Here is a 20,852-nt window from a genome sequence, read left to right as displayed (position 1 = left end):
GCGGCGCCCAGGAGTCCCAGCGTCAGTGGCAGCCAGCCCAGGCCGCGGACTCCCCACCGGTAGCCTGTCATGCCCATCCGCCTAGAGCGACAGCAGGCGGGTGGGCCCGATGAGTCCCTTGACCTTCGCGTCGAACCAGTCATGGAACGCCTTCAGGTGTTGGGGAAGGACCCGGGCCCCGCTCGCCATGACGCTGGTGGGGATGTTGGTGTACTTCCGGGCCGGGTCGCAGGCCCCTTCCGGATACTCGTCATACATGCCGATGAGGTGGCCGAATTCGTGGGCGCGCACAGTCTTCGGAACGCCCGCGAGCTTCTCCCACCAGTCATGGGAGAACCACCACTTGCCGGGCTTGCCCCACTGTGACGGGTCATTGGCCCCCGCGTAGAGCTTCACCTTCTGGCCGTGCCCCTGGCCCCAGCGGCACTTGATGCGGATGCGGAACGAGCAGCAGCCATTCTTGCTGGAGCAGGCGCAGCTGTTGCCCCGCTTGCACTTGATACGGTGCAGCCGGTAGCGGTTGTCCCAGACCCGCTCGACTTCCTTCTTCCAGGCCCGCCGCCGCTGAGCGGTGCTGAGCGCCCCGGGCTGGAGGTCGAAGTCCACCTTCCGCGTCACCACCAGCTCTCCCGTCTTCAGCTCGATGTCGTAGCAGGCCTCCCAGGCGTAATAGGTCGTGGTGTCCTTGACCCACTTCTGCTTGCCCAGGATGACCTTCTTGACGAACTTCGGCGTCTGGATGGTCTTCGGGCCCACCAACTGCTTCGCGACGGGCTCGGGGGCCTTCAGCAACAGGTCCTTGCTGGAGGACTGCTGGCCCTTGAACAGCTCCTGTCGGGCGGTGACCTTCACCTCCTTCTGAAATGCCCCCCGTCGCGTCAGCCATCGCGGGTTGGCCTTGTTGCCGGCGAGCTTCGCCTCGAGGGTACCGACGACGGACTTGGGGTTGCCCGCGCGGTGGACGCGCACCGCGAGCGACTGCTCCGGCGGGCAGTTCTTCGTCTGGACGTTAAGGGTGGCCTCGTCCCCGCAGCATGCGTCGGTGCGGGCCCACGCCAGCTTCACCACTTCCGGCTCCTCCGGGTCCTTGACCTGGTTGGCGCTGGCGCCGCTGGCGAGCGTGTTCGCCTGCACCTCCGACGCGGGCGGAGTGTTGGTGGGAGAGCCGCCGTTCTGCAACATGATGTCCGACAGGCGGAAGACATTCTGCCCCTCGACCTTCACGTCGAAGGAGTACATCTTCGGGTAGGCCTTGCCCTTGATTTTGTTCGAGGCCACGCCCATGGCGCTGCCAGCCTCGTCCCCCGTGCTCGTCGCGAAGTGCGAGGACTTGAGCATGAAGGGATTACCATCCGCGGTGACGGTCCGGCTGCCGCTGGCGGTGTCCGCCGACTGCGCCACGTTGGGATAGGGAATGGGAACGGGGCCGGCGGGCGAGGGCGTCTTGCAAACGTCCGGGAACGCCATGGAGACGCCCCCACTGTCCTTGTGGACGACCGTCAGGTGGTTCACGACCACAGTTGAAGGCATCAACGCCCTCCTGTCTGAGAAAGAGAGATCGCGGCCCGTTCGCCGCGCTCCGAAGTGGACGCAATCAGGATGCGCGGACACCGTGCGTAGCCGCGCTGAAAAGCATGCAGGGCCAGCCCCACGGCCACGGATGCCGAGGCGGCGCCCACGTCACCGAGACTGTCTGCGGGATGCCAAAGGCGCCAGCCCCGGGGTAGGCCTCCCAGACAGCGTGTCTCGATGAGGGCCCATTCGAGGAAGCGCCAGCGCTCTCCGTTCAAGTCATTGATGACGTGACCGAAGCCGTCCGCGCCTCCCACGGTCGCCAGCACCGCTTGCAGGGCCCGGGTCAGCGCCTGACCCCGTACCGGGGCCTCCGGTGTCCAGGGCGGCTCCTGCTCCAGAGCGACCGCGTCGACATGCGCCAACAGGGGCACTCCGCGACGGCGGGCGTCTGACTTGCGCTCCAGGACGAGGAAGGCGGCGGCCTCTCCTGGGATGATTCCGGAGCTGACGCCCGGGATTTTAAGGCGCTCCGCCTCCAGGTGCGCCTGCAAGAAGGTGCTGTCCAGCAGCGAGTCCACTCCTCCGACGATGCAGACGTCCGCCGCGCCGTCCTGTAGGGCGGCGCTGGCCCAGGCGATGCCAGCCAGCCCGGACACATGCTCCAGCGAGACGAGCTGTACCCGGAGTGACTCCGGGGCCTGGGGAAAGAGGTCCTCCGCGAGGTGGAGGGTGAGCTCCTGCAGGTCCTCCGGGGAAACGCCCGGCCGGTCAGGGTAGGGCGTCCCCAGGTAGACGTGGACCCGGACTCGCCTGCCGGAATGCCCCCCCTGCGCCAGTTCGAACAGCCTGGCGCTGAACAGGGCCTCGGCCAGGGGCATCTCCACGAGGTCGAGCAGCTTCTCCACCCAGGAGCGATCCCCCAGGTCCGGGCGGGTGAAGGAAGCGGTGAGTCCTTCCTGGCCCGCCCCGTCCACGCCGAAGTGAGGCCAGGGGGTGAAGCGCTTCAGGCCGGCACGCAGGGACGCGCAGGACTGGGCGGCGTGACGCCCGATGGGGGTGCGCATTCCCAGTCCCGTGACGCAGATGAGCTCACGCGACATGGGCGCCTCGCGCGAGCTGTACCTTGACCCAATGCAAGGAGGGCACCCGGCCATGGATGCCACACCGCGCGCGCCACACGAGCGTCAGCAGCTTGCGCTCGCAGTCGATGTGCACGGTGTCGCAGCGGCACGGCGGCGTCTCGCGCGCGGCGCCCAGCTTGACGACAACCTCCGGCAGCAGGGCCGGGAGCGGAAACTCCAGCACGCCCTCGGGCGTGGCGCCGACGACCTTCACCGGCTCGCCGCCCTGGACATACCCGGCCAACCACTGGTCCGCAGGGGCCACGAGGTGGTGGCGCTCATCGAAGTCTTCTGGAAGCAGCGGGAGCCGCTCCTTCTGCCATGTGTCGTCATACGTCCCGGCAAGGCGGGCGCGCGGCGTCCAATGTGGAGGCAGCGGGCCGAAGCCGCAAGGCAGGGGGCGCTCACGTGTCGAGCGGAGCGGCGCCCGGGGGTCCTCCAGATTGGGCAGGGGCAGTCCATCCAGTCCTCGGCGGGAGCGCGTGGAGCGGAAGCCCCGCCCCACGGGGTTCGCCTCACATCGCTCCGGGTACTCAGGATGGCTGTCGTCGGTGCCACCGAAGGCCCGCTCCCACGTCAATTCCATGCGTTCGAAGGGGCGGGGGGATGACAGGGAAGGAATCCCGAAGGAGGTATCCCAGACGCGTTCGCCGAAGACCTGGACGCCCTTGGTGATGGTCCCCACCTGGAGCGCCACTAGCACCTCCGTCCTGGATCGGCGGCCCGTGTAGGCGAATCCGTCGAGGAGGACATCCGTCGCGGGCTTGAATGGCGCCAGGTCGGAAGCGCGCAGCAGACTCGACCGTGCGGGCTCTCCCCGGTACTCGTCCGCCAGGGTGAGCGGCGCCTGCGCTGTCGCAATGACGGCTCGGCCTTCCTGTAGGGCGAAGGTGGCCTTGACGACAACCAACAACGATTCGCGTCCCGTTCCATCAAGGAATATGAAACGTCCCGCTGTGAAGGGCGTCAGATTGTAAAGGTCCATGAGACGAGCTCAGCGAGAAGGTCGGTCAGCGTGAACTCTACCCGGCGGTACGACATCTCTCATGTGCCCAGGTGTGGTCCCCATCCGTCCTGGGGGCTTGACCAGAGTACCACGAAGGGCCACGCCTGGTGACGCTGCCGCGCGGCGGGCACTCCTCCACCGTGGAGGAGCCCGCGCTCGTCAATGCCACGCTGGGAACCTTCCTGGATGCCCAGACGGAGGCACGGGCCTCGAAAGCGGTGTAGCGGTTGCCGCCGGTGGGCGCGGAATCCTGGCGTCCCCGCCATGGCCGAGCTGATGCGGAGTGTGATGTCTGTCTTTGTCCTGGGCCTGGCCGCGTGTGGCGGTGTCGAAGCGCCGCCCACGGAGGCGCTGGTGTCCTCCGAATCCCAGCTCACATGCGAGTCCTGCGGCGGCGCGCGCTACAGCGACTTCCAGGCGGGGGTGGGCTACACCTGCCCCGAGGCCCGGCAGGCCGCCCGGAGCACCCTGGCGCTGAACCTGGCCCAAGACTGTCCGGGGGGACCTGCAACGTGGTGTGGACGAACGGCCTCTGCACCCCGGTGGGCCCCAACCGGGATGATGGATTCGAGGGCCCCGTCGTAGGCAGGCCCGTCACCGCGCGGGCGGCGGGGCCTCCGTGGGAGGACTCCCGAGCGTATCCACGTCCGCGCCGTACAGCGTGCTCATCTTGGTGCCACCGATGAAGGGCTTGGGCTTCGGTTTCCCGGAGCAGGTCCGGGTCGACGTCACCACCACGAAGCCAAGTGCGAGCGCCGCGAGGACCACCGTCACCGTGCGAAAGGTCTTGCTGCTGCTTTGAGATGGCATTGGGCGCCCTGCTCCCCTTGGGCACAGCAGGCTACACCATGCCCGTGGGGCGCGCCGTCAATACACATAGGGCGTCCGCTTCGCCCAGCTTGTCTTGCCGTAGTGTTTGTGGAGGTAGCGGAAGGCCTCCCGCGCCTCGCGCGTGGACTGTCCGCAGCCGCGCTTGCTGGCACGGACCGCGCGGAACAGGGCGATGGGCGAGCGCGGGTCCTCCGGGTGCGCCTGGGCCCAGGCCATGGCGACGCGGGCGAAGTAGGGCACCGAGTTGCCCGCGTCCTGGAGGGCCTTCCACTCCCGAGCCGCGTCGGGCGTGTCCTCGAAGTGCGTGGACGGCACGCTCGCGTCCAGCTTGGGGCCGCACCACCAGTTGCGCTGGTAGGAGATGTCCATGGTGAGGTTGAGGTTCGGGTGGACGTTCGCCAGCCGGTCCTCGCCCGACTGGAGCCGCGCGGAGACCGCGGGCAGTCCCATGAGGAGCAACTGGGCCTCGAACTGCCGCTCCTCGGGCGTGGGCTTGCCGGCGAGCGCCAGCAGCTCCGCCTTCGCCTTGGGCTCCGTCTCCGCCAGGCGCCTGGCCACGGCCTGAATCGTCTCGTCGTCTCCCGCGACGGTGGCGCGCGCGAAGGCGGTCCACATGAGCTGGCGCCGGAGGGGCGGCGGCAGGGTGTCTCCCGCCGCGATTTCGCCCATGCGCTTCGCCGTGAGCCGAGGCTCCAGCAATTCCACGCTGCGCGGGCTGAGCATCCGGGGCCGGTCGGCCAGCGCCGTGGTGTAGGGGCCGGTGAGGCCTTCGCTGGATTCATAGTCGGCGACGGTGCTGAGGGCGTTCCGCATGGCCTCGTCGACGGTGCGGGCCAGCGTGAGCCGCTCCTCGCGCAACAGGTTGTCCGTGGACGGGAGGTCCCGGGTCAGCTCGGCGGGCACCGAGTCCAGCCGCGCGCGCGCCGCCTCCACCTCGCCCCGGGCATGCAGGAGCCGCGCGGCGTGGTACGCCAGCGTCACGCCGGCCGGTGCGGCGGGTGGCACCTTCGCGGAGGCGGCGAGCAGCTCCGGGACGCCAGGCGCGTCCGGCGCCGCCTTGAGCAGCGCGGCGACGAGCCACGGCTGGTGGCCCGTCTTCTTCCAGCGGGCCACGGCGGTGTTGTACTGCGCGAGACGGGTCGCCTCGGGAGTCGCGCTGTATTGCGTGTGCTGCATCGTCTGAAGCCACGTCTGGAGCGCCTCGGCGGGCGCGGAGAGCTCCTTGCAGGGACTGTCTCGATACAGCAGGTCCAGGTCGCCGAGCTCCGCGGCGAGGGCGGAACCCGTCCCGGGCTCGAGCACGTGCGACATCAGCTCGCAGCGCCAGGTCTCCTGCTTCAGCCGGTAGCGCACCAGGCTCCGCAGGCCTCGCGTGGGCGCATGGACGCCGCGCAGCTCCGGGTCGGCGAGCACGCGGTCAATGACTTGCTCCGCTTCGGTCAGCCGCGCGAGGAAGACCGCATCGTGCTTCGTCTCGAAGAGGAAGTCGTCCTTCCTCTCCAGCAGCGCCTGCCGGACGTGGGTGCGCGCCACGAGGTACGCGGCCAGGGCCCGGTAGGGCGAGTCCTTCGACGCGGCGATGCGCTGGAACGCGGCGAGGGCCCCGGGGTGGTCGTCGCAGTAGAAGCGCGAGGCCGCCTCCTGGTAGGCGCGCTCGGCCCGGCGGCGGGCCTGGTGCTCGGCGCTCACGCCTTCATCCAGCGTGGGGGCCGGCTCCGGCAGGATGGCGCAGGGGCCGAAGACGGTGTCCTGGTTGCGCACCCACTCCTCCACCAGCGCGAGGTGTTTCTTCCACGTCTTGGCCAACGCGGTGGCGGTGTCCGCGGCGCGCAGCAGCGCATCGCGCTGGATGCGGGGGCTCTGCGCGTAGTTCTTCTCCCGGACGAGCTCGGGCGAGGACTCCGGGAGCTGGGGCGCGGCCTGCTTGCGTGCCGCCTGCCAGCGCTTGAGTTCTGGCTCCAGCGTGTGGGCGCCCAGCGCCCCGTGCATTCTCTCCCAGCGCGTCACCAGGGGCTGTTGCTCCTCGGGCGTGGTGGGGATGCCCATCATCGTCCGGTACGCGAAGACGAGGTAGGCGGGGCGCAGCGAGTCGCGCACCACACCCAGCCGCCCGGCCGCGAAGGTGGAGACAGGCCAGTCGGGGTGGGTGCGGGTGACGAACTGGGGCGCGTAGTAGCCGGGACCGCAGGCCTCGGCCTCGGTGGGAGCAAGCAGGAACGCCAGACTGCTGGTGACGGTGACGAGCAGCTTCTTCATGGAGGGGGCTCCGCGACCACGCGACTGAAGGCCTCGGGCGTCCAGGGGCGGGGGTTGAAGACATAGAGGGTGGTGATGCCAGGAGGCACGGCCTGCCACTCATCGAGCGCCAGCCCCACGCTGCCCCGGCAGGGCGCCGGCAGCCCTCGCGAGAAGCGGGCACGCCACGTGGGGGCCTCCGGGCCCATGCGGAAGAGCTGGGGCACCACCTCGTCCACGGGCGCGCGCGTCAGCCAGCTTCCGGGCGTGCACCACGAGGCGAGGCCGGTGATGGACAGCGAGACCGATGGCGGCAGCTTCTGACGGAGCGCCTGGAGCATCGCGACGTAGGCGTCGGTTTCGGACGCGCGGGCGTCGAAGTCGAGCTGGAGCGCCGTCAGCTCCGGACGGCGCGCGAGCGTGGCGAGCCGGTCCGCCAGCGCGCGCAGGCGCTCGGGCGAGTAACGCGCCAGCGACGCGCCCGGCTGGGCCTCCAGCCGCACCGTGGCCTTCAGGGGCGTCCCGGGAGGAAGGTGGAGCGGCTGCCGGCGGGGGTGCTCCAGCACCTCCGTCTCCGTGAGCGAGAGCGTGGCCAGCAGGAAGGCCACGCTGACCGGATGCCCGGCCTGTGCGAGGAAGCGGAGGTCTTCCGGCCGCTCCCAGGCCCAGAGCACCACCCGTGGCGGCTCCGGCGGCCGCGCGGGCGTGCAGGCCGCCAGCAGCGCGGCGAGGGTGGCCCACCGGCCGCGCCGTGTTCGTGCTGCCGCGTGGGGCGAGAAGGAGGAGGGGAGCATCGTGGTCGTCGGGCCGCACGCGCGCGGCGGACCAGACTGTCTGCAACGCGCGTTCCGCCGCCTCAGGCCTGGGCCGCGCGCTTGTTCTGGGCGCGGCGCTGGAGCCAGTTGCGGAGGAAGGCCTTCACGGCGGGGTGCTGGGACTCGCGGAAGGCGTCGGGCGGGCCGTACTCCACGATGCGGCCTTCGTGCATCAGGGCCAGGTGGTCCGCCATGCCGAAGGCGGAGGCCACGTCTGGCGTAATCACCAGCGAGGTGGCGCCGAGCTGCTGCTTGCCGGTGGTGATGATTTCATTCACCGCCGCGGTGGTGAGCGGATCCAGTCCGGCGGTGGGGTCGTCGTAGAGGAGAATCTTCGGTTGGAGGATGGTGGCGCGCGCGAAGCCCACGCGCTTCTGCATGCCGCCGGACAGCTCGCCCGGGAAGCGCTGCGTCGCGTGGGACAGGCCCACGCGCTCCAGCGTCTTGTTCACCGTCTCGGTGATTTCCGCCTCGGGCATGCGGGTGCGCTCGCGCAGGGGGAAGGCCACGTTGTCGAACACGGTGAGCGAGTCGAAGAGGGCGTTGGCCTGGAAGAGGATGCCCTGCTTGCGGCGCATCTGGTCGAGCGAGGCCTCGTTCATCTTCGCGATGTCCTCGCCCTCCACCTGCACGGTGCCCCGGTCCGGCCGTAACAGGCCCATGATGTGCTTCATCAGCACCGTCTTGCCGGAGCCGGACACGCCCATCAGCACGCAGGTGGTGCCCTCCGGCACCTCCAGGTCCACCCCGCGCAGCGCCTGCTGGTCGCCGAAGGACTTGTGGAGGTCCCGCACTTCAATGGCCAGCTTGCGGGTGGGCGGGGGGCTCGAGGGGCTCATGGCCGCGCGAACATAGTGCGCCGCCCCCGCCTTCCGCCTCCAAGAAGCGGAAGGCGGGGCGCCGGGCCGCCCGGCTCCTGCCTCGGTGTGGAATGGCGGTCAGAGGCGGGCGGCCCCTCGCCATGGGGCTTGCCCTGCGGGCGGAGCGCGCGATGCTTCGGCTTCCCGCCGGTGGGGCGGCGTGACACACGGGGCGTCCGGGCGCCCGGGAGGCAGCGCGTTTGGCGACAGTGTCCCTGGAGGACGTGCGCAAGGTGTACCGGGGCGGCGTGGCCGCGGTGAAGGGCGTGAGCCTGGACATCGCGGACGGCGAGTTCATCTCCCTGGTGGGCCCGTCGGGCTGCGGCAAGTCCACGACGCTGAACCTCATCGCCGGGCTGGAGGAGCTGTCCGGCGGCACGCTGCGCATCGACGGCGCGGTGGTCAATGGCATGTCGCCGCGCGAGCGGGACATCGCCATGGTGTTCCAGAGCTACGCGCTCTACCCCCACCTGGACGTGGCCAGGAACCTCGCCTTCCCGTTGAAGGTGGCGGGGCTGTCGAAGGCGGACATCGACGCGCGCGTGCGCGAGGTGGCGTCGCTGCTGGGGCTGGAGGCGCTGCTGTCACGCAAGCCCAAGGCGCTGTCCGGCGGCCAGCGGCAGCGCGTGGCGCTGGGGCGGGCCCTGGTGCGGCGCCCCAAGGTGTTCCTCTTCGACGAGCCGCTGTCCAACCTGGACGCGGCGCTGCGCACGCAGATGCGCGGCGAAATCAAGAAGCTGCATGAACAGCTCAAGGCCACCTTCGTCTACGTCACCCACGACCAGGCGGAGGCGATGACGCTGTCGGACCGCGTGGTGGTGATGCACCAGGGCGAGGTGCAGCAGGTGGCCCCGCCGCGCGAGCTGTACGACGCGCCCGCGAACCTGTTCGTGGCGGGCTTCTTCGGCGCGCCGCGCATCAACCTGGTGAAGCCCCGGACGCTGGGCCTGCCGGACGCGGACGTGGTGCTGGGGCTGCGTCCCGAGCACCTGGAGGTGGGCCAGGACGCGCCGCCCCCCGGGGCGCTGGAGGGCCACGTCTACCTGGTGGAGCCCATGGGCGCGGAGAGCTGGGTGACGGTGGACGTGGCGGGCGAGCGCCTGGTCGCGCGCGCCGCCGGGGACTTCCGGGGGCCCACGGGCGCTCCGGTGTGGCTGCGGTATGACGCGTCGAAGTCGCGCCGCTTCGATGCGAAGTCGGGGCGGGCCTTGTGAGCGGCCCGGTGCCTACCGCTTGAAGTGGCCGTGACTCAGGTCCTGGTCGGGGAACGCCTCCTTGGCCAGCTCGTGCAGGAACAGGTAGTCCTCCAGGTAGCCGGCGTGTTCCTTGGGGATGGGTTTGCCGTCTGCGTCCATGAAGGCGAACTTGATGCAGCCGAGGCAGACCACGATGTCCCTGTACGTCTTGCCGCGCCAGTAGCGCAGGGCGATGTCCGGGTTGAACATGCACTTCCTGGGCGGGAAGGGATTGGGCGCGCTGGGGGGCAGGTAGGTGGCCGCCAGCCGCTTGCGTTGCGCGGCGGTCAGCTCGGGCCCTTCCCGGGGAAGCACGTAGGTGGGGCCGCTGTGCGGAAGGTCCTCCTCCGCGATGTCCTCGGGCCAGGTGGACCTGCCTCCGCCCCATGAGCTGGGATGGTCCGCGAGGAATATCTGCACCCGGTCCGGGTGGCGGAAGAAGACCTCGTGAGGCGTCGGGTAGGTCGGCGCGGCGCCAGTCGCCGAGCATGACAGGGCGGCTGGGAGGGCCAGGAAGAGGGCGAGAGACGGAATGCGCATCTGGCAAGCTTAACGTGTCTTGCCGGGGCTGAGAGGAATCAGGCCGCGACGGCTTGCGTCACGCGTAGACCTGGTCACCCTCCAGCGTCATGTCGAGCCGCCGGTTGAGCTGGTCCAGCCGCTCGTATCGTTCGCGCAGCAGGTCGCGATAGGGCGGTTGGTCCGTCTGGGAAATCTCTTCCAAGAGCGTGCGCAGCGCCGTGTCCAACGCCTGTTTCACATCGCGCGCCTCCACGGCGGACAGTTCCAGCAGCATGATGCAACCTCCTGTCCGGAACGTTAGGCACGCGCAGGCCCGCGCCGCCTGCCCGAGCGGCCAGGGGTTGGCGGCCTGGTGCCGCGCGTCTTCCTGGCAGGCGCCGGGGACGGGCGCCTCCGCGCTCGTGCGGTGGTCCGGTGGCGGGCCCGAGGCGCGAGCGCTCCAGCGCGTGGCTCGCGGCAGGTGCGCGCCGTCCTGCCCGCTCGCACTGTTGTCTGGGAGGTCCATGCGGGCCGGGCACTTGCGCGCGAGGAGGCCGGGATGATTCGGACGGACGCTGTACACGAAGGCATGACGGTGCGGACGGCGACAGGTGAGGTCATCGGGCGCGTGACGGGCATCGGGGACACGCACTTCGAGCTGGAGCGGGGGCTGCTGCCCATCCCCCGCCACGACTACCTGGTGGAGTTCTCCGACGTGGACTTCATCCGCGGCGAGGACGTCTATCTCGTCAACGCGGACCACCCGCTCCTCGCGCTGGAAGTGGATGACGACGGCGGCGCGCTCCCACCCCGCCACGCCAACGGCCTGGAGCGCGAGCCCGTGAATGTCGACAGGGACTCTTGATTCGCGAGAGAGCGAGTGACGCATGGCGTTGCATGCCCGCTCCGGCCCGCTCTGAAGCGCGTGTCGGACAGGCCCTGAGTCGCGGGTAAGCGTCGGGAATCACTCAGGTCGGGCAGCCCTGGAATGTCAGACGGTCAGGCTAGACGTGACCGCTTCGACGGGCATTCCAGGTGGGTCATGCAACGGCTTTCGGCATCGTGCGTCACGGTCATCTTCTTTGTTTTCACGTTCGCGTGCAGCGCGGGGCCTCGCGCGGAGGACGGTGGAGCGGGGGCGGTGGGACAGGGGCTGTCCCTGTCCACGCCACGCAAGCTCCTGCCCTTCGTGGTGCTGGAGGGAGGGCGCGTGCTGGCCTCGGGCGGGCACGATGGGAACCGCACCTTGAGGAACTGCGAGGTCTTCGAGCCCCAGACGGGCCGGTGGCAGGAGACAGGGGCCATGCGCACGCGCCGGCGCAACCACGCCGCGGTGCGGCTGGCGGATGGCCGTGTGTTGGTGACGGGCGGCTCCAACGGCGTGGCGATGGGCGCGCTGGCGGAAGCCGAGGTGTATTCGCCGGCCACCGGGACGTGGACGGAGGTGCGCCCCATGGCCGAGCGGCGGAACGACCCGGCGGCGGTGTTGCTGCCAGACGGGCGTGTGCTCGTGGCGGGCGGGACGGACGTGGACCAGCGGCCGCTGCGCTCGGCGGAGCTGTTCAATCCGGAGACGGAGACCTGGAGCGCCGCGTCGGCCTCGGGCTTCCCGCGAGGTGGCGCGCGGACGGCGGTGGTGCTGGCCAACGGCAAGGCTTTGTTCGTGAGTGGCTTGCAGGCGGAGCTGTATGACCCGGCGACGGGGCTCTGGGAGAAGGCGGGGCCCGTGGGCGGCGCCGCGGGCACGCACCGGCTGGCGCACTCGGTGACGTTGCTGCCGGATGGCCGGGTGCTGGTGGTGGGCGGCACCACGGCGCGCGCGGCGGCCACGGCGGAGGTGTATTCGCCGGAGACGGGGGCGTGGACGCTGGTGGGCGCGCCCCAGGTGCCGCGCGAGCACCACGCCACGGTGGTGTTGCCGGATGGGTCGGTGTTGATGATGGGCGGGGAGCACTACACGACGGGGGCGCTCGCGTCGGTGGAGCGCTTCGACCTGAAGACGGACACCTGGTCCTCCGCGCCCGCGCTGGAGGAGCCGCGCGAGAAGCTGGGCGCGCTGGCGCTGGGCGACGGCGCGGTGCTGGTGATGGGCGGTGGCAACGAGGCCATGGGCATGCTCTCCGAGAGCGAGCGCTATGTGCCGGGCGCCTGTGACGTGGCGCCGTGCGCGGCGCGTGGGGCCAGCGGCAGCGAGCCCGTGGTGGAGCTCTCCGCCGCTGGGCGGGGCGAGTGACGTGTGGCTCGCTGGCCCCGTTGTGAGGGGGTGACGCTCACGCGGTTGGTGCCGGCGCGTGTGGGGCGCTGGCGTCACCGTGAATGGGGTGCGCGGCTCTCGCGGCTGGCGCCGATGCGTGAGTCTTGCTGGCCTGACTGCGCATGGGCACGTGTGGCGAGCGCACCGGGTGTGACAGGCCCCCGGTCGGGGCGGAGCTGCGTCGGGCGCATGTGGCGCGCGCGCCAGGTGTGACAGGCCCCCGGTTGGGGCGGGGCCGCGTCGGGCGCGGGCGGGCCGGGCTTCACGGCGAGCGGGCAGGCGGGAGAAAGGGGAGGTGACGCGCGCACCGGAGCCGGGTGAGATGCGGCCATGAATCCGAGGATGGCGTCGCTGGTGGTGTGCGCGTGGCTCGTGGCGTGTGGGGGCTCCGAGCTGCCGCAGCTCTCTTACGCGGGCTGGTCGGAGCGTGTGGCCTCGTCCGCCTGCGCGTATGAGGCGCGGTGCGGCGCCCTGACGGTGTCACGCGAGCAGTGCGAGGCGGACGTCATCGCCGCCTACGCGGCGGTGGAGCCGGACCTGTCGCGAACCGACACGGGCGCGAAGGCGGGCTGTGTGCAGTGCATGCGCGTGCGCATCGATGAGCTCGACGCGGCTGTCGCGAGCGGCTGCCAGCAGGCGCCCGACGAAGCTCGCCTGCGCGCATCGTGTGGCGTGGATGACGCGGCCTGTATGGGCGTGCCCTGACTCCGGCGAATTGACGGCTGCTCCGCGCGTTCTGGAGTCTCCGGCCTCACGGAGTCCGTGCGCGGGGTGACGCGCGAAGTCCACGCGCGCCACGTCGCCGCGCATGACAGACTGCGCGGCCATGCGCACCCGGACCCTGTTGCTTGCCCCGCTGCTGCTCTCCACCTCCTGCGCCACCGTTGCTCCATCTTCGCAGGCACCGGCCGCCGCCCCGGCCGAGGCGAAGTCCCCGGCCCCCGAGCGTCCCTTCGGCACCCTGCGTGAGCAGGCGAAGCGCCGGCAGGCGTGGCTGGCCGAGCGCGTGGAGAAGGCCCTGCCCCAACTCATGCGCCAGTACGGCGTGGACATGTGGGTCATCCCCATGCGCGAGTACAACGAGGACCCCGTCTTCAAGGCGCTCGTCTCGCCCACGTCGTTCGCCGCGCGCCGCCGGACCATCTACGTCTTCTTCGACCGGGGCCCGGAGCAGGGCGTGGAGCGGCTCGCGCTGGGCGGTGGTTCGCAGGGAGGCCTGTACACGCCGCGCCGCGCGCAGCGGCAGGTGGACGGCGGTGGTGTGAGCCGCGAGGCCGAGCTGTGGGGCCCCGAGCAGTGGCAGGTGCTCAAGCAGGTGGTGGAGGAGCGCCAGCCCACGCGCATCGCCCTCAACGTGTCGCGCACCTTCGCCTTCGCGGACGGCCTCAGCCATGGCGAATACGAAGGCATGGCGGAGGCGCTCGGGCCGGACTGGGTGAAGCGCTTCACCTCGGTGGACGGGCTGGCGGTGGACTTGCTCGCCTGGCGCGGCGCGGACGAGGCCCGCTTCTACGAGGAGCAGACGAAGCTGGCATGGAACATCATCGAGACGGCCTTCTCCAACCAGGTCATCACCCCGGGCGTCACCACCACCCGTGACGTGGAGTGGTGGATGCGGCAGCGCCTGGCGGACCTGGGCCTGGAGACGTGGTTCCAGCCTTCGGTGGACCTCCAGCGTCAGGGTGTCACGGAGAAGGAGCTGGGGGACGACCCCGTCATCCAGCGCGGCGACGTGCTGCACTGCGACTACGGCGTCACCGCGCTGGGCCTCAACACGGACACCCAGCACATGGGCTACGTGCTGCGCGAGGGCGAGACGGACGTCCCCGAAGGACTGAAGGCCGCGCTGAAGACGTCCAACCGGCTGCAGGACATCGTCTTCGAGGAGCTGCGCCCCGGCCGCACGGGCAACGACATCCTCCGCGCCTCCCTCGAGCGCATGCGCGCCGAGGGCATCGACGGCACCGTGTATTCGCACCCCATTGGCCTGCACGGCCACGGCGCCGGCCCCATGGTGGGCCTGTGGGACCGGCAGGAGGGCGTGCCCGGCAATGGTGACCACAAGGTGATTGCGAACCAGTGGTACTCCATCGAGCTCCAGGCCACGTCCGCGGTGCCGGAGTGGAACGGCCAGCGGGTGCGCTCGGCGCAGGAGGAGGACATCACCATCGATGCCGAGGGCCGCGTGCACTGGGCCTGGAAGCGTCAGACGGACTTCCACCTGGTGCGTTGAGTGTGGCGCATGGCGAGCGGCCTCACTCCGAGGCCGCTCGCGGCAAGACCTGCTGTGGCCGCACGACGTCGTCACCCAACAAGGCCCAGGGGCTTCCGTCTTCGTCGAGCAGGAACCCAAACAACCGTTCGTTCCCCATGTACTGTTTGGGCTCCCAACCCGTGGCGCGGCGCTTGCGATAGCAACTCTTTGTTGTGCTGGACCCCCGGCCCAGAGTCACTCCAAGCCAACCAGGGCCCGTTGTCGCGAGCAACGACCAGACTGAACGTCTCATGGGGGAGGCGCTGCTCACGACCCGATGACGACGTGGTTGTAATAGCGGGCCCCCAGGGCCAACCAGTCCGTGCCTGCCCTGCGGATGACGTGCAACTCAGTCTCAAGAGAGTCGTTCAGCCGCTCGATGGCGAGGACGGGCCTTCCATCCTCGTCCAACGTCATCTCGACGTGGGTGTTGCTGGCTTCCGTGACGCAAGGCGCTCCCAGGTGTTCCCAAGCCGTCCCGAGGTAGCGCGCCACATGGGTGTGCTCGTGCCCGGCCGCTTCATCCCGCTCGCGCAGGTCGCGAAGATGGAGACGCCGTGCGTGGCAGCCTGGAGATTCCGGGCGCGCCCGGCGTCGGGCACCCGCACGCGCGCCGGCATCGCGGCGAGCGTGAAGACGGTCCAGTCCCCGGGCCCGTCGATGGCGAGCTTCAGCAGCGACGTGGCCAGGGCGGGGGACGAGAGGACCAGGGCTCCCTTCCCCTGGAGCGCCCTGGCGCTCGACCCTGGCGGCATCTTCGCCACCTGGGACATTTCCGGCGTGAAGTCGTGCCAGCGCCCCGCCGGCGTCAGGGGGGCGCGGCCCCCGTCATCGACTGGAGCAGCGTCACCAGCGCGCGCTTCTCCTCGTTCGTCAGGTCCAGCGGCACCATGGTGACCGTCTTCGTGCCCACGAAGCTGCCGGCCGCGTCGCCGCCCTCGTTGTAGAAGTCGACGACGTCTTCCAGGGTGGCCTGCGCGCCGGTGTGCATGTACGGCGCCGTCAGCGCCACGTTGCGCAGCGACGGCGTGCGGAACGCGCCCTCCAGCGTCACCCGGTCCGCCTGGGTGCGCAGCGTCTGGAGCCGCGCCGCGATGGTGCCGGTGGGCGCGTCGCTGTAGCGGCTGGCGGCGTTGAACTCCCAGTCCAGCAGCGGCTCCAGCACGCTCCACTGGCCGCCCGCGCCCGGGCCGCTGTCCCCCACGCCGATGTTGTGGAACAGGTCGTCGGTGAGCGCCGGCCCCTTGTGGCAGACGATGCACTGGCCCTTGCGCAGGAACGTCTTCAGGCCTAGGTACGCCGGGTCCGCCTCCGCCTGGCCGGCCTCCGCCGCCGTGATGAAGCGCCGCACGTCCGCGTCGAAGGGCGCGTCGATGCGCACCAGCGTCCGCTGGTAGGCCGCCAGCAGCTTGCCCACGTTGGCCAGCAGCGCCGGGTCCGTCTCGTCCGCGGGCGCCGTGCCGAAGAGGGCCTGGTACTCGGCGGTGTACGTCTCCACCGCGGTGAGGCGCGCCCGCACCACCTGGGCGTCCGCGTTCATCTCCACCGGGTTGAGCATGGGCAGGATGGCCTGGCTCCAGAGCCGGTCCGCCCGTCCGTCCCACATGAACCAGCGGTTGTAGGCCACGTTCAGCAGCGTGGGCGGGTTGCGCTCGGACAGGTGCCCGTCACAGCCCTCCGCCTTGGCGGTGGGCACCGTCAGGCCCTCGCCGCCGTGGCAGTTCGCGCAGGACACCGTCCCGCAGCGCGACAGGCCGCTGTCGTGGAAGAGCAGGTCGCCCAGCGCCTCGGCGCGCGCGACCCCGTCCATCCGGTTGGTGGCGTCCTTCGGGGGCTGCCGCCCCAGGCTGTGCAGGCTGCGGAGCTGGTCCAACTCGTCGAGGTTGGGGAAGGGCTCTTCGGATTCACACGCCATGCCCGACCCGCCCAGGGCCAGGGCGAGCGTCACGGCGCGCAAGCGGTACGAAATCATCACCCGACTCGTCTTTCTGCGAAGGACCCCCGCAGCTTCGCGTCCCCTTCGACGCGAATCAATCCACAAGGCCCCTTGCTCGGAGGACGAGTTCGTGCTGATGGCGTGACGCCGCCGGCCCTGTCCTCCGGGGAGGGCGGGCGCGGCGGCGTCAACGGCGGGCTTCAGGCGCTCAGGCGCCGCAGCTCAGGGCGAAGTCGCGCGTGGCGGTGCCGTAGTCGCTGACCTTCACCGTGGACGGCTCCGGGGTGACGGTCGGCGCGGCGCCCGTCTCGCACTTCAGGCCACCGCCCACCGCGAGCCCCACCTGGAGGTCGGTGTTGCTGGGCACGCCCGATACCGTGAACGAGCAGCGGTTGCCGCGGCTCGGCTTCACCATCGAATCGCCCATGCCCTGGGTGGGCGCGGCCGGCGACGCCACGATGACCTGGAGCTGCCCGCACGCGTCCTCCGCACGCAGCCCGCTCTCCGGCAGACGAACGACGCCGGCGATGGTGGCGTTGCCCTCACGGCCACCGCCACCGCCCGTGGTGGCGCAACCGGAAGCGGCAAGGACCAGGGCGGCTACGGCAATGCGATACATGAAATCCTCAATTCTTGGTGGTTGAGATGGCGGCAAGGCCGCCGTGCAGGCGGTCTACGATGCGCGCCCAAGACAATTGCGATGGGAATTCATTCCAGCCACCCCGCGCATTCTTTTCAGCGCCGGGCTTTGAACAATTCCCCGGAGTTCAGGGCGGCGCGGGACGCCGCGTGCTTCCAGACAAGCACGCCTCGTGAAGCGCCATCAGTTGGAGTCATCGGTGGAATCAAAGACAGACGCCTGACGCGTCCGGTCGCGGGGCCCCGCCCCCACGGCGGACATTCAGGTCCCGATTCCGGGCATGTCTGGACTTGCTGTCGTCCATTGAATCCATGGGCCGGGCGGCCCTGCCTCCGCCGCGCGGTCTGCTGTCAGCGCCCCCGCGCACCCCCACGGTGAAGGGGCAGGGAGAGGAGACGACACCATGTCGATACAGAAGCAGGAGCGCACGCCCTCGTGGACAGGGCAGGGCGTGGGGACGGACCGCAAATCGTTTCTGGACGCAATATCCTCCCAGATTCCGGATTACGAGGCGGACAAGGCCGCCGAGGCGGTGTTCTGTGCGCTGACGGAGCGGCTGTCGGGGTCGTGGGTGGCGCACCTTCGCGAGCAGCTCGCGCCGGACGTGCGCGAATTGCTACGTGGCTGTCACCGTCACCAGGGCGAGGCCCCCGCGAAGCTGGACCGTGACGATTTCTACCTGATGGTGGCCAACCACCTGAACGCCGAACCGGAGAACGTGCGGCTGGTGCTGCACGGCGTGTTCGCCGCGCTCCACGCGCAGCTCACCGAGGCGGAGGCGAAGAAGCTGGAGCAGCAGCTCCCCGCCTGGCTCCAGGGGACGTGGTCCGCCGCGCGGCTCCACGTCGACCGGCCCTACTGACGCCGCGGGGCGAGGCGCCCGGGGCACCCCCGGACGCCCAGTCCTCCACCGTCAGTACGTCCCACCCAGCGACAGCACCGCCGAGTAGCGGCCATCCAGCGCGCCGGGGGCGCGGCCGCCGGGGGCGAAGTCCTGGTCGAACAGGAAGTTGTAGTTCACCCGGGCATCCGCGGTGATGAGCTTGCCCACCTGGTAGCGCAGGCCCGCGCCGGCCGGGACGTAGCCGCTGGTGTCATCCGAGAAGCCGCGCACCGCGCCCCGGGCGTCATTGCGGACGTTGTACCGGTCCAGGCCGATGCCCGTCAGGACGTAGGGCTGGAGCCGGGTGTCGGTGAAGTTGCCCACCACGACGGCCTGGCCGGCGTTGCGCACGAGGTCCGGCCCGCCCTCGCCGTCATCGAGCAGCCCCAGGCGGCTGTCGATGTCGCTGATGCCGCCGCTGTAGCCCAGCTCGACGGCGAAGAACGCATGCGGCCGGTAGCCCAGGGCGGCGCCGTAGGAGAAGCCGGGAGTGACCTCCGGGGCGAGCTGGCCCGTGTAGCCCTCCAGGCCGCCGCCCAACTGGGCGTAGATGCCGGTGTCGGCCTGGTTCCGCCCCGCGTCCTGGAAATCCACGGTCTCCGCGGAGCGCATGCGCCGCTCCGAGGCGGGCCGGTCAGCGGCCTGGGCCAGCGCCGCGCCGCCCCAGAGGGCCGCCGCGCACAGCGCGCCACGTACGAGTGCCTTCATGACGGACTCCTTTGTTCGCGTCCGAAGGCAACGTGGCTCGCGCGGGAGGGCCTGGCAATCAGGCCCACGCGGGCCGTGGGGCACCTGGTGCGGCCGTCCTTCCCACCCCTCAGGGCACCTGGGTGAGGACCTCCAGCGCGTGCCGGGCCTGCACCAGCCCGTGGCCATGGCCTTCGTCGAAGCCGGAGGGGCCCAGGTCCTTCGCGGAGGACAGCAGGGCGTGCTTCACCTGGTCCGGCTTGGCGGAGGGACGGGCGCTGAAGAGCAGCGCGGCCACGCCGCTCACGTAGGGCGCGGCCATGGAGGTGCCGGACATATAGGCGTAGTCCGCCGCGCTCATGCTGAGGCGGGCCAGCGCTCCCTGCATCCGGTGCAGCACGGTGCCTCCGGCCTGGGTGATGGTGACGGCGGGCACCCACTGCCCGCGCCGCGGCATGGCCAGGATGTCCACGCCGCCCTCCGGCCGCGAGTTGCCGAAGATGACGGCGCGCGCGCCCTGCTTCATCACGTTGACCATGGCGATGTCGGTGGGCACCTCGCCCTGCCGCACGTACGCCACGAAGCCGCTGCAGGTGCTGCCCTGGCACGAGTCCAGGGACTCGCCGCCGCCGCAGTCCACCAGCTTGCCCCACTTGTTCTGGATGGGGCCATACAGCAGCGAGCGCGACAGCGGCTGCGTGCCGCGCACGTCCACCGTGGAGAAGGCGCCCTGCCCGCGCGGGAAGGTGGACAGCACGTCCACGCCCGGGGCCATCAGCCCGAGCTGGCTTCCACCCGAGGAGAAGGAGGCCCGGCGGTCCTGCGCGTCCACCGCGCCCACCGCCAGCACATGCGGGTCCGACGCCGGGTAGTCCACCACCTGGCTGCCGCTGTTGCCCGCCGCGGCCACCACCAGGATGCCCTGGGCGTGGGCCGCCTCGAAGACCTCGAACGCCGTCCGGGTGGGCGCGCCGCCGCCCAGCGACAGGGAGATGACCTTGGCGCCCTGCTCGGCGCAGTACTCCACCGCCGCCAGGACGAAGCTCATGTGCGTGCGGCCGTGGAGGTCCAGCACCCGGGCGATGATGAGCTCCACGCCCGGCGCCACGCCCATCACCCCGGTGGACTCCACGTAGGGCGCGCCGAGCCCGCCCTGGCCCGGCCGCGCCGCGATGATGCCCGCCACGTGCGTGCCGTGGCCGGTGCCCCAGCCATGGCCGCTGCTGAAGTCGGAGGGCGTGTCGTCATCCTCCAGCAAGTCTCGTCCGGCGACCACGGCGTCCCGCAGCTCCGGGTGCTCCAAATCCAGGCCGCTGTCGACGACGCACAGCCGCACGCCCGCGCCCGTGGGCCGGCCCGGGTCCGGCAGCCCGTCCCCATCCCAATCCCACACCTCGTTCGCCTGGACCTTGCGCAGGCCGGCGGAGAGCTCGCGCGCCGTGACGCCTTGGAGCGCCGAGCTCAGGAAGGAGGACGCCGGCGCGGTGGCGGGGGCCAGCGCGCGCCACTCCTGGTCCAGCTCGATGCGCTCCACCGTGGGGTCCCCGGCCAGCAGCGCCCGCTGCTCCTGGGGCGTCAGCCGCGCCGCCACCGCCGGGGTGGAGCGGAAGGTGGCCGTCACCTGGCCACCCACCTGCTCCACGCGCGAGGCGGCCCGCACCGCCAGGGCGTCCTTGTAGCGGATGATGACCCGCTGCCGGCCGTCGTCGCCCACCAGGGGGGAATGGACGCTCCGCGTCTCCACGGGTTCGGAGAGGGAGCCGGCGATGATGTTGGGGCAGACCTGGCTCTGTGCTCCCTTGTCGGAGGAGTCGTCCGGCCCACAGGCCGCGAGTGCCAACAGCCCCATGAGTCCCCACCGCTTCATGAGCCGCTCCTTCCCGAACGGCGCCCGGAGGAGGTCCCAGGCGCGCATCCCCCAGGGAGCGCACTTCACGAAAGCGTGGCAACGGCCCGGGGGGCGCCTCCCTGGCCGGGGTGCTCCGGTTCACACCCCGTGTGTTGAGCGGAGGAAGGCCGTCCACGTGGGGATTGCCTTCACGCGCGCACCCGGCGGTCACCGCGCTCCTGAACACCCAC

General features: G+C 70.8%; 21 protein-coding genes. 7 read left to right on the top strand and 14 right to left on the bottom strand.

What is annotated here, in order from left to right:
- Nucleotides 1-81: 81 nt before the first annotated feature.
- Genes MYMAC_RS34990 through MYMAC_RS34980 form a run of 3 tightly spaced genes read right to left on the bottom strand, consistent with a single transcriptional unit; the run spans nt 82 to nt 3,549 of the window.
- Nucleotides 82-1,530: a DUF4150 domain-containing protein gene (locus tag MYMAC_RS34990; RefSeq protein WP_043709899.1), complete on the bottom strand. Its 1,449-nt coding sequence runs from the start codon at nt 1,528-1,530 to the stop codon at nt 82-84.
- Nucleotides 1,530-2,615: a beta-ketoacyl synthase N-terminal-like domain-containing protein gene (locus MYMAC_RS34985; protein WP_013937114.1), complete on the bottom strand. Its 1,086-nt coding sequence runs from the start codon at nt 2,613-2,615 to the stop codon at nt 1,530-1,532. The genes MYMAC_RS34990 and MYMAC_RS34985 overlap by 1 nt, the downstream gene beginning before the upstream one ends.
- The gene (locus MYMAC_RS34980; RefSeq protein ID WP_238539962.1) at nt 2,605-3,549 is read right to left on the bottom strand and encodes a DUF2169 family type VI secretion system accessory protein; all 945 of its coding nucleotides are present in this window, start codon (nt 3,547-3,549) and stop codon (nt 2,605-2,607) included. Before MYMAC_RS34980 ends, MYMAC_RS34985 begins: the two co-directional genes overlap by 11 nt.
- Before the next feature lie 381 nt (nt 3,550-3,930).
- On the opposite strand from MYMAC_RS34980, the gene MYMAC_RS34975 reads away from it, so the two are divergent.
- The gene (locus MYMAC_RS34975; RefSeq protein WP_123784059.1) at nt 3,931-4,227 is read left to right on the top strand and encodes a hypothetical protein; all 297 of its coding nucleotides are present in this window, start codon (nt 3,931-3,933) and stop codon (nt 4,225-4,227) included.
- A 9-nt stretch (nt 4,228-4,236) separates the two neighbouring features.
- Here MYMAC_RS34975 and MYMAC_RS34970 read toward each other — a convergent pair whose 3' ends face one another.
- The 4 genes from MYMAC_RS34970 to MYMAC_RS34955 form a co-directional block, all read right to left on the bottom strand.
- Nucleotides 4,237-4,452 carry a hypothetical protein gene (locus MYMAC_RS34970; RefSeq protein ID WP_013937118.1) on the bottom strand — a complete coding sequence of 72 codons (216 nt, stop codon included), beginning with the start codon at nt 4,450-4,452 and terminating at the stop codon, nt 4,237-4,239.
- Nucleotides 4,453-4,509: 57 nt separating this feature from the next.
- Nucleotides 4,510-6,729 (bottom strand): hypothetical protein, encoded by a 2,220-nt coding sequence (locus tag MYMAC_RS34965; RefSeq protein WP_095961220.1) that lies wholly within the window; start codon nt 6,727-6,729, stop codon nt 4,510-4,512.
- Nucleotides 6,726-7,502, bottom strand: a complete 777-nt coding sequence (locus MYMAC_RS34960) for a DUF3142 domain-containing protein (RefSeq protein WP_095961219.1) — start codon at nt 7,500-7,502, stop codon at nt 6,726-6,728. Before MYMAC_RS34960 ends, MYMAC_RS34965 begins: the two co-directional genes overlap by 4 nt.
- Nucleotides 7,503-7,564: 62 nt before the next feature.
- Entirely contained in the window at nt 7,565-8,362 is a 798-nt protein-coding gene (locus MYMAC_RS34955) for an ABC transporter ATP-binding protein (RefSeq protein WP_013937121.1), read from the bottom strand.
- Nucleotides 8,363-8,583: 221 nt separating this feature from the next.
- Here MYMAC_RS34955 and MYMAC_RS34950 point away from each other — a divergent pair, with 221 nt between their 5' ends.
- Complete coding sequence (locus tag MYMAC_RS34950; RefSeq protein ID WP_095961218.1) at nt 8,584-9,597, top strand: ABC transporter ATP-binding protein; 1,014 nt, start codon at nt 8,584-8,586, stop codon at nt 9,595-9,597.
- A 12-nt stretch (nt 9,598-9,609) separates the two neighbouring features.
- Here the strand turns inward: MYMAC_RS34950 and MYMAC_RS34945 are convergent, their stop codons facing one another.
- Nucleotides 9,610-10,158, bottom strand: a complete 549-nt coding sequence (locus MYMAC_RS34945) for a hypothetical protein (RefSeq protein ID WP_095961217.1) — start codon at nt 10,156-10,158, stop codon at nt 9,610-9,612.
- A gap of 58 nt (nt 10,159-10,216) precedes the next feature.
- Entirely contained in the window at nt 10,217-10,414 is a 198-nt protein-coding gene (locus MYMAC_RS34940; RefSeq protein WP_013937124.1) for a hypothetical protein, read from the bottom strand.
- Between the two features lie 264 nt (nt 10,415-10,678).
- On the opposite strand from MYMAC_RS34940, the gene MYMAC_RS34935 reads away from it, so the two are divergent.
- The 4 genes from MYMAC_RS34935 (at nt 10,679) to MYMAC_RS34920 (ending at nt 14,606) form a co-directional block, all read left to right on the top strand.
- Nucleotides 10,679-10,984, top strand: coding sequence for a DUF2171 domain-containing protein (locus tag MYMAC_RS34935; protein WP_095961216.1), 306 nt, complete (start codon nt 10,679-10,681; stop codon nt 10,982-10,984).
- 177 nt (nt 10,985-11,161) lie between these two features.
- On the top strand, nt 11,162-12,352 hold the full coding sequence (locus MYMAC_RS34930; RefSeq protein ID WP_095961215.1) for a Kelch repeat-containing protein: 1,191 nt from the start codon (nt 11,162-11,164) through the stop codon (nt 12,350-12,352).
- A gap of 351 nt (nt 12,353-12,703) precedes the next feature.
- Nucleotides 12,704-13,078, top strand: coding sequence for a hypothetical protein (locus MYMAC_RS34925; protein ID WP_095961214.1), 375 nt, complete (start codon nt 12,704-12,706; stop codon nt 13,076-13,078).
- 121 nt (nt 13,079-13,199) lie between these two features.
- Nucleotides 13,200-14,606 (top strand): M24 family metallopeptidase, encoded by a 1,407-nt coding sequence (locus MYMAC_RS34920; protein ID WP_095961213.1) that lies wholly within the window; start codon nt 13,200-13,202, stop codon nt 14,604-14,606.
- Nucleotides 14,607-14,894: 288 nt separating this feature from the next.
- On the opposite strand, the gene MYMAC_RS37080 is transcribed toward MYMAC_RS34920, so the two are convergent.
- The 3 genes from MYMAC_RS37080 to MYMAC_RS34905 form a co-directional block, all read right to left on the bottom strand.
- Nucleotides 14,895-15,122 carry a hypothetical protein gene (locus tag MYMAC_RS37080; protein ID WP_170114689.1) on the bottom strand — a complete coding sequence of 76 codons (228 nt, stop codon included), beginning with the start codon at nt 15,120-15,122 and terminating at the stop codon, nt 14,895-14,897.
- 313 nt (nt 15,123-15,435) lie between these two features.
- Nucleotides 15,436-16,599 (bottom strand): cytochrome-c peroxidase, encoded by a 1,164-nt coding sequence (locus MYMAC_RS34910; protein ID WP_095961212.1) that lies wholly within the window; start codon nt 16,597-16,599, stop codon nt 15,436-15,438.
- Between the two features lie 172 nt (nt 16,600-16,771).
- Nucleotides 16,772-17,182, bottom strand: a complete 411-nt coding sequence (locus tag MYMAC_RS34905; RefSeq protein ID WP_204817233.1) for a hypothetical protein — start codon at nt 17,180-17,182, stop codon at nt 16,772-16,774.
- 424 nt (nt 17,183-17,606) lie between these two features.
- On the opposite strand from MYMAC_RS34905, the gene MYMAC_RS34900 reads away from it, so the two are divergent.
- Nucleotides 17,607-18,065 carry a DUF2267 domain-containing protein gene (locus MYMAC_RS34900; protein ID WP_013937133.1) on the top strand — a complete coding sequence of 153 codons (459 nt, stop codon included), beginning with the start codon at nt 17,607-17,609 and terminating at the stop codon, nt 18,063-18,065.
- 51 nt (nt 18,066-18,116) lie between these two features.
- On the opposite strand, the gene MYMAC_RS34895 is transcribed toward MYMAC_RS34900, so the two are convergent.
- Together MYMAC_RS34895 and MYMAC_RS34890 are read right to left on the bottom strand one after the other, a co-directional pair.
- Entirely contained in the window at nt 18,117-18,794 is a 678-nt protein-coding gene (locus MYMAC_RS34895) for an outer membrane beta-barrel protein (protein WP_095961210.1), read from the bottom strand.
- 109 nt (nt 18,795-18,903) lie between these two features.
- On the bottom strand, nt 18,904-20,640 hold the full coding sequence (locus MYMAC_RS34890; RefSeq protein WP_239989205.1) for a S8 family serine peptidase: 1,737 nt from the start codon (nt 20,638-20,640) through the stop codon (nt 18,904-18,906).
- Between the last annotated feature and the right edge of the window lie 212 nt (nt 20,641-20,852).

It is taken from the genome of Corallococcus macrosporus DSM 14697 (assembly GCF_002305895.1).
In the GTDB taxonomy this organism is placed as follows: Bacteria; Myxococcota; Myxococcia; order Myxococcales; family Myxococcaceae; genus Myxococcus; species Myxococcus macrosporus.
This window is presented reverse-complemented; position numbering and strand designations above follow the sequence as displayed.

Coding starts and splice junctions, on each gene's coding strand:
- MYMAC_RS34990 (WP_043709899.1), bottom strand. CDS start 1,530: ATGCCTTCAACTGTGGTCGTGAACCACCTGACGGTCGTCCACAAGGAC.
- MYMAC_RS34985 (WP_013937114.1), bottom strand. CDS start 2,615: ATGTCGCGTGAGCTCATCTGCGTCACGGGACTGGGAATGCGCACCCCC.
- MYMAC_RS34975 (WP_123784059.1), top strand. CDS start 3,931: ATGTCTGTCTTTGTCCTGGGCCTGGCCGCGTGTGGCGGTGTCGAAGCG.
- MYMAC_RS34970 (WP_013937118.1), bottom strand. CDS start 4,452: ATGCCATCTCAAAGCAGCAGCAAGACCTTTCGCACGGTGACGGTGGTC.
- MYMAC_RS34965 (WP_095961220.1), bottom strand. CDS start 6,729: ATGAAGAAGCTGCTCGTCACCGTCACCAGCAGTCTGGCGTTCCTGCTT.
- MYMAC_RS34960 (WP_095961219.1), bottom strand. CDS start 7,502: ATGCTCCCCTCCTCCTTCTCGCCCCACGCGGCAGCACGAACACGGCGC.
- MYMAC_RS34955 (WP_013937121.1), bottom strand. CDS start 8,362: ATGAGCCCCTCGAGCCCCCCGCCCACCCGCAAGCTGGCCATTGAAGTG.
- MYMAC_RS34945 (WP_095961217.1), bottom strand. CDS start 10,158: ATGCGCATTCCGTCTCTCGCCCTCTTCCTGGCCCTCCCAGCCGCCCTG.
- MYMAC_RS34940 (WP_013937124.1), bottom strand. CDS start 10,414: ATGCTGCTGGAACTGTCCGCCGTGGAGGCGCGCGATGTGAAACAGGCG.
- MYMAC_RS34935 (WP_095961216.1), top strand. CDS start 10,679: ATGATTCGGACGGACGCTGTACACGAAGGCATGACGGTGCGGACGGCG.
- MYMAC_RS34930 (WP_095961215.1), top strand. CDS start 11,162: ATGCAACGGCTTTCGGCATCGTGCGTCACGGTCATCTTCTTTGTTTTC.
- MYMAC_RS34925 (WP_095961214.1), top strand. CDS start 12,704: ATGAATCCGAGGATGGCGTCGCTGGTGGTGTGCGCGTGGCTCGTGGCG.
- MYMAC_RS34920 (WP_095961213.1), top strand. CDS start 13,200: ATGCGCACCCGGACCCTGTTGCTTGCCCCGCTGCTGCTCTCCACCTCC.
- MYMAC_RS34910 (WP_095961212.1), bottom strand. CDS start 16,599: ATGATTTCGTACCGCTTGCGCGCCGTGACGCTCGCCCTGGCCCTGGGC.
- MYMAC_RS34905 (WP_204817233.1), bottom strand. CDS start 17,182: ATGTATCGCATTGCCGTAGCCGCCCTGGTCCTTGCCGCTTCCGGTTGC.
- MYMAC_RS34900 (WP_013937133.1), top strand. CDS start 17,607: ATGTCGATACAGAAGCAGGAGCGCACGCCCTCGTGGACAGGGCAGGGC.
- MYMAC_RS34895 (WP_095961210.1), bottom strand. CDS start 18,794: ATGAAGGCACTCGTACGTGGCGCGCTGTGCGCGGCGGCCCTCTGGGGC.
- MYMAC_RS34890 (WP_239989205.1), bottom strand. CDS start 20,640: ATGAAGCGGTGGGGACTCATGGGGCTGTTGGCACTCGCGGCCTGTGGG.